This window comes from Dokdonella sp., from assembly GCF_049593775.1.
Lineage (GTDB): Bacteria > Pseudomonadota > Gammaproteobacteria > Xanthomonadales > Rhodanobacteraceae > Dokdonella.
On sequence record NZ_JBAWHJ010000274.1, the window covers coordinates 1 to 6132 of the forward strand.

General features: G+C 59.2%; 6 protein-coding genes. 2 read left to right on the forward strand and 4 right to left on the reverse strand.

What is annotated here, in order from left to right:
- Window positions 1–1015 (forward strand): sensor domain-containing diguanylate cyclase (locus tag WBP53_RS09745; protein ID WP_423928371.1); only part of this gene is annotated, 1015 nt, incomplete at its 5' end.
- A 203-nt stretch (window positions 1016–1218) separates the two neighbouring features.
- Here WBP53_RS09745 and WBP53_RS09750 read toward each other — a convergent pair.
- From WBP53_RS09750 to WBP53_RS09765, 4 genes are all read right to left on the reverse strand, one after another.
- A complete protein-coding gene (locus WBP53_RS09750) occupies window positions 1219–2292 on the reverse strand; it encodes a TIGR03032 family protein (protein WP_423928373.1) in 1074 nt (357 codons plus the stop codon).
- Between the two features lie 108 nt (window positions 2293–2400).
- Complete coding sequence (locus WBP53_RS09755) at window positions 2401–2661, reverse strand: hypothetical protein (protein WP_423928375.1); 261 nt, start codon at window positions 2659–2661, stop codon at window positions 2401–2403.
- Window positions 2661–3968 (reverse strand): TFIIB-type zinc ribbon-containing protein, encoded by a 1308-nt coding sequence (locus WBP53_RS09760; protein ID WP_423928377.1) that lies wholly within the window; start codon window positions 3966–3968, stop codon window positions 2661–2663. The genes WBP53_RS09755 and WBP53_RS09760 overlap by 1 nt, the downstream gene beginning before the upstream one ends.
- Window positions 3969–3989: 21 nt before the next feature.
- Window positions 3990–5150, reverse strand: coding sequence for an SPFH domain-containing protein (locus WBP53_RS09765; RefSeq protein WP_423928379.1), 1161 nt, complete (start codon window positions 5148–5150; stop codon window positions 3990–3992).
- A gap of 446 nt (window positions 5151–5596) precedes the next feature.
- On the opposite strand from WBP53_RS09765, the gene WBP53_RS09770 reads away from it, so the two are divergent.
- Entirely contained in the window at window positions 5597–6088 is a 492-nt protein-coding gene (locus WBP53_RS09770) for a hypothetical protein (RefSeq protein ID WP_423928381.1), read from the forward strand.
- Window positions 6089–6132 lie beyond the last annotated feature (44 nt).

Here is a 6132-nt window from a genome sequence, read left to right on the forward strand (position 1 = left end):
GCGTGAAGGTGCGTCACATTGGTGGCGCATGGTGGTGTCTCCGATTATTGGTGCATCCGCAAGCGGGCAGCGCGCCATTGTCACCTTGATCGACATATCCGAGCGCAAGTTTCTCGAACAGCAACTGCACGAAGTCAGGCAACGTTTCGAGGCTGTAGTCGAGACAGCCTACGACGGCATCATCACCATCGATGAAAGACACACGATCAAGTTGATGAATCAGTCAGCGCGCAACATATTTCGCGTTGAAAGCGAGGACGTCAACGGCAGCAATCTTGCCCGCTTCCTGCCCGATCGCTTTGTCGACAAGCATCATGGTTATGTCACTGCGTTTCGCGACTCTCCCGTGAACGCGCGACCGATGCAATCTCGCGTATCGGTCAGAGGCCTTCGGGCTGACGGCTCCGAGTTTCCGATCGAGGTGACGATATCCAAAATTCGTGTTGGCGGCGAAACCGAGATGACCGCCGTGATCCGGGATACATCCGAGCGTGCCCGATTGATGGAGGAGCTTTCCCATGCCGCGTCACGTGATTCTCTGACCGGGCTGTTCAATCGACGCCATGGGGCGGAAGTCCTCCATCAGGAACTGACCCGAAGCAAGCGTCTCAAGCACGTATTTTGTGTGGCGATCGTAGATATTGATCTGTTCAAGACAATCAATGACACCTACGGCCACACAATGGGTGACGAGGCGCTTGTCGACATGGCGAAGTTGTTGAAGAGCAGCTTGCGCGAGGTCGATCTGCTGTGTCGATGGGGGGGAGAGGAGTTTCTCGTCATGCTTCCCGAGACGACTCCGGAGGACGCCAAGAACTGGGCAGCCCGCGCCCGCGAACTCGTCGCGACGCACACATTCGGCAGGTCGAAGAAGTGCCAGTTCAAGATGACATTGAGCATCGGAATTGCGGTGATGCGTGATGACGTCCCAATCGACCACCTGATCGATCTCGCTGATCAGGCCTTGTATGTTTCGAAGAGTTCCGGACGCGATCAGGTGTCGTTCGCCGAGTAACGCGCATGCTGGCTGGAGAATTCAGTGGCGTCGGCAACGGATGAACGACTGGCGAGAGCGATGAACTCGCAGTTCAGTCGGATGGGACCCGCCCTGGAACCGTGAAGACTCGGGCGCTGTTCAGTCGGATTGATCAGCTACAAACTCCTTGCAGTTGCTCGTGGCACAGCGCGCGAATCTGGCAGCAGTGTTTTCTCGACTTGCTATTCCCGCAGGAACAGCGTGTGGCGAATTTCATCCGATATAAAGCCGACCGATCCACAGTTGCGCGCCCCGGGAATGATGGCAGTGTCGAACAATTCCTCGATTGCACCGCCCAGGCGCAACTCATGCACCACATCTCCTCGCTTCAAGTCGATGACCTGTACGGCGCAGCGAGCCTGAATACCGCGCTCGGCCAGGTTTTCGTCTAGCAGCAAGTCGCTCAGGGCGCTCCCCTTGCGCTGCATGGACAGACCCACGACAGCGTAGTCACCTGAGAACGACAGTCCGCGCAGGAATCCCGGGCAGAATGCAATCGGAATGAATTGCCCTGTTTGCAGATCCACGCGCCCGAATTCACCGGTTCCTGCGTTGAGCAGGTACAAGGTGCCATTGTGCCAACGCGGCGAGTGCGGCATCGACAGGCCGCTGCATACGATCTCGTTGCTCGCCACGTCGATAATCAGGCCACCCGTGCGACGATGCTCGCGCCAGCCCTCGTTGGCATCACTGCGAGCGACGCAACTGACGTAGGCGGCTTGGCCGTCGCGCATCGCCAGGCCGTTCAGATGACAACGATCCTCGGCGGCGTATCGGGACACGAATGGCGGCTTCCAGATCGGGGTGAAACTGTATTTCGGATCGGGTCTGGCGATGCACGAAAACAACGTGCTGATGAAGATGGGATCACCATCGGCATCGACTCCCACATCATGCACATCAATGTCGCCGGTGGTGTAGGCCAGTTGCGGCACGTAGTACCGGTCGTACGCGCCATATCTCTCGCCGGGCTTCAGTACATTCTCGAAGCGCCAGAGTTGCCACAGGGTGGCGATCCACAGAGTATGCTCGTGTACGGCTACGCCCATGACGCGCGCCAGGTTGCGATTGAAAATCGCCAGTTCGCCGTTGGCATTCACACCGACGAAAAATATCTTGCCCCCCTGATAGGTGGTGAAGGCGATGCTCGCATGTTGCTCGGCCAGCCACGAGACAAACAATCGCGATGCGTGCATCTGGACACCCGCTCCTGAGGGGGAGGCGGCCACTTCCGGCGAGATCGGGCGTTCCGACATGGAGTTCCTGAGATTCTGGATAAAGATGCAATTGGCGACCGGCGTCGGACGTTGGGGCCAGAGCAACTCTGCCAGCTATATGCCGGCTTTCGACTTGTGGTGGTCCTGCTAGGTGGAATCGCTCCGAATCCGTTGCACACGCTTGCGGTAGGCGCGCAGATTGTCGCCTCGTATGCGCGTTTCTTGCGTGCCCTTTACATCGCCAATTTTCTGGTCCGAACCGGTCACCGGTTTGGCATCCACCGCCGTTTCGCGTTCGAATGCGTGTGATTTGTCGGTGTTGCGGTAGTACCGGTACAACATCCAGTAGAGACCTGCAGCACCGGCCGGGCCGAGTGCAAGAAGCCAGAGTCCGCCATCGTCACTCATCAAGAGCTCCCCAGTATCCAGAGTGCAATGCCTTCGAGAAAGGTGCCGACCGTAAGTGCAGCCGTCAGCAGCTTCCATTGCTGCACCGGCACGCTACCCATGGTCTCGCCGGTGCGGCCGTTCACCGCTATGTAGTGCAGCATGCCGCCGTTGTTGCCAGGCTGCTGGTATGAGTAGAGCCACACCGGCAGATACATCGAAACCCAGCGCGTACCGTGGACGTCGAGGCCTTCCTGCTCCCAGCGCACGCCACGATCGTAACGACCCGCGGATTGTTCGACCTGCGCGCGCGCGATCGAAAGCAGTTGATCCTCGAGGCGCGGGACCAGGTGTTCGACGTCGCGGTCGCGCTTCTCCGTGCTGAATCCTGACAAGAAGGACGCGTTCCACTTCACGGCGTTCTTGGTATCGAACGGCAGGATCGTGTTGATGATGTTGTTGGTGTTGGCCCCTGTGTCCAGGTTGCCGCGCTCAGTGGAAGATTCCAATGGCAGGTCATCCACGGTGAAGTCCACGTGCCGCTGGACCTGGTACACGTCGGCATCGTAGTAGGTTTTTTTCTTGTCGCCGCTGCCCTGGGTGTAGCGGCGCGTTTCGATCTGGCCCTGGCCCGCGATGTCGGCGCTCGCCTTGCCGTCGACGATCATGTAGGGCAGGTAGACACCGATGACGTTCTCGGGCGTGAACTGCTCCTTGAACTCCTTCAACGCAAACAATTGCCGCTTGTCCACGAACTGGCGGATGCGGGCGACCGCATCTTCCTTCTTGATGTGGAACGGCAGCACTGCATCGGGCACAGCGCCGTTCGCCACCTGCTCATTGACGCCGAAGACATGGCGGCACCAGTGGCAACGCGCCGTCATTGCGTTGTCGGTATTGATTGTCACCTCGGCCCCGCAACCGGTGCACTTGAAGCTCATCAGGCTGGCGGCGTCAGCCTCGATGTTGCGCGCGCCGGAAGCGATGATCGTGCCCGAAAGCTCATCGAGTCCCGTGCCGAGTCCGAACTCCTCCTCGACTCGCATGCCATGCCACTCATTGCGGCAGTATTGGCAGACCAGCAGATCGCTGCCGGGCTTCTGCCGGATCTCGGTCGAGCCGCATTTAGGACAGCGGTTGAGGCCATCCTTGAGTTCTTCGGCGGACGTGTCGATGGCAACCGGATCAGGCGCCAGCAACTCATCGCGAATCGGTTCCGGCAGCGTGTCCGGATCGATCGGAAAGCTGCCGGGAAGCGGCGGCACGTCCTGAGGTGACCCGGGGCCGCTATAGGGCGGCTCCGGTGGCGGAGTTTTTGTGTTGGACATGGTCGATGAGTGGTTCGTGGCTTACAGGCCCAGCGCCTTGGCTTTGGCCGCGTCGTAATCTTCCTGCGTGATCAGGCCGAGATCGAGCATCTCCTTGGCCTTCTTCAGTTTTACGATCGGGTCGTCAGCAGCGGGTGCGGCCGCAGCGGCCGGTGCAACCGGCTGCTGCAGGCTGCCGATGCCGCCCATCATGCCCGACGCCATGCCCAGGCCCATCATGCCGGCAGCACCAGTGTTTTCGCCGGCCGACTGCATGCCTTGAGCAACGCTGGCCTGCAAATTGGAATTGCCGCGCGCACCGGATAGTGCATCGGCGCGCTGGACAGTCTTGAGCAATTCCCGCGTGTTCGCGTCGTACTCGATGGAAACGATGGCGGTCTTGACGATGGCCAGGCCGCGATCGGATTTCCACTGGTAGGCATTCTCCACTGCATCGGACAGACTCTTCGCAAAACCGATCGAGTCCTGCTGCAGCTTGGTGATGCGATTGCCCTTGGCAGGATCGTTCGTGTAGAGACTGAATGCGGGCGCGAGCGAACCGACCACTTCATTGAACAGTTGGCTGGCGGCGGCATTGTCCATGTCGGTAAAGTCAAAGATTTCGCCGGGCTGGAGATAGCGCGCCGGTACGAAATTCTTCACGAACAGGATCGGATCGACAATCTTCATGGTGTACGAGCCGCGCGTGACCGCGCCTACCTGGGTGCCCAGGAAGCCATCATCCCAATAGATTTCCGATTGTGTACCAAAGCGGTTGTCCGGCAGTTCCTTCAGCGAGACGAAGAAGGCGGCCTGCTGCGAGCCCGGCTGGCCGCCGAACTTGAAGCGCTCCCAGCTCTGCATGATGAGGGAATCAACGAGGCCACCGCCGGAAAATACCGACTTCGAATTGAGATCATCCGATTGCCATTCGTATCCACCCGGTTCTGCGGCGAAGCCGGTGACCGCGCCATCCTGGAACAGCAGCAGTCCGTAGCCTTCGGGAACCACGATCTTCGAACCGTTGGTGATGATGTTCGAAGAGCCTTTCGTGTTCGAGCCGCGCCCGGCATTGGTGCCCTGCGGCACCGCAGCGAACATTGCCGCCGTCGCTGGCAAACCGGCCGGAACCGTGTAGAAGTCCTTCCATTGGTCGGCGAGGGTGCCGCTGATCGAACCCACTACTGCCTGAACAAGACCCATGTTGTTTCTCCGTGATTCGTGGTCGGGCACCGTACCCACCTTGCCGGGCGCACTATACATTCCCTGACCAAATCAGGGGACACCCCAGCCGACCCGCCCGTCATCTGAATGGCATGCAGGGTCCCGTTTTCCGGGCCTGCCGCTTCGTGCCGATCACCTGACGCCACGCGGCATGCGCTTGCAATCATTGAGTAGAATGAGCGATCCGTGTTTCGCCTCGCCTCGCCTCGCCTCGCCTCGGCGTGCGTTGGCGGATTCGACTTGCCAGGAACCAGCGCATGAATTCACGGTTCTGTTCGATTCCAGGGAGATGCGGATAGAAGAACTCGCCGCTGTCTCCGATCTCGGCGCGTTGCTGGCTCAACGAACGCGCTTCCACGCTAAAGCAAGCGAGGCTCGGGATGTGTGAAATTCGCAACGGTAAACTGGCCAAGTGGGGATATCGCATGAGCCTGTTGCTGGCCTGCGCGACGATGCCAACGACAGCCATGGCCAAGCCGTCGTGCGTGGTGCCGGATGCGTCGAATTTCGTCCTTGGCAGCCTGACCACCCAATCGTCCGGTCATTGGCTTTTGCAGGGCGTGGATTCGTCAAAGCGCTTCGTGATGCGCCGTTGTTCAGCGAACAAGGAAACGGAATGTTACTTAGCCACGGATGTCGAGCCGGGCAGGTACTACTTCCGGGAAATCCTCAAGGGCGTCACCAATAGCCTCGACTATCCGGTAAGCAAGCCCGCGCTATGGATCGAAATTACCGGCAAGGGTATCGACTACATCGGCAACTGGATCATCGATCGTGGTGACAGGCGGGTCGTCGATGGATTGCAGATTACCTGCAAGCTGGAAAAGCTCGACGAGATGGTTGCCCTCCGCGAGATCACTGGCAAGAAGCTCTTTCTTGACCAGACCCGAACCAAATCGCTGGAAATCGTCGATTGATCCTTTCGCCGGGTACGCATCGCTGACCGGCTCCAGTCACTATC

Bases quoted from the DNA above. Each gene is read 5' to 3' on its own strand.
- WBP53_RS09750 (WP_423928373.1), bottom strand. From the start codon at position 2,292: ATGTCGGAACGCCCGATCTCGCCGGAAGTGGCCGCCTCCCCCTCAGGA.
- WBP53_RS09755 (WP_423928375.1), bottom strand. From the start codon at position 2,661: ATGAGTGACGATGGCGGACTCTGGCTTCTTGCACTCGGCCCGGCCGGT.
- WBP53_RS09760 (WP_423928377.1), bottom strand. From the start codon at position 3,968: ATGTCCAACACAAAAACTCCGCCACCGGAGCCGCCCTATAGCGGCCCC.
- WBP53_RS09765 (WP_423928379.1), bottom strand. From the start codon at position 5,150: ATGGGTCTTGTTCAGGCAGTAGTGGGTTCGATCAGCGGCACCCTCGCC.
- WBP53_RS09770 (WP_423928381.1), top strand. From the start codon at position 5,597: ATGAGCCTGTTGCTGGCCTGCGCGACGATGCCAACGACAGCCATGGCC.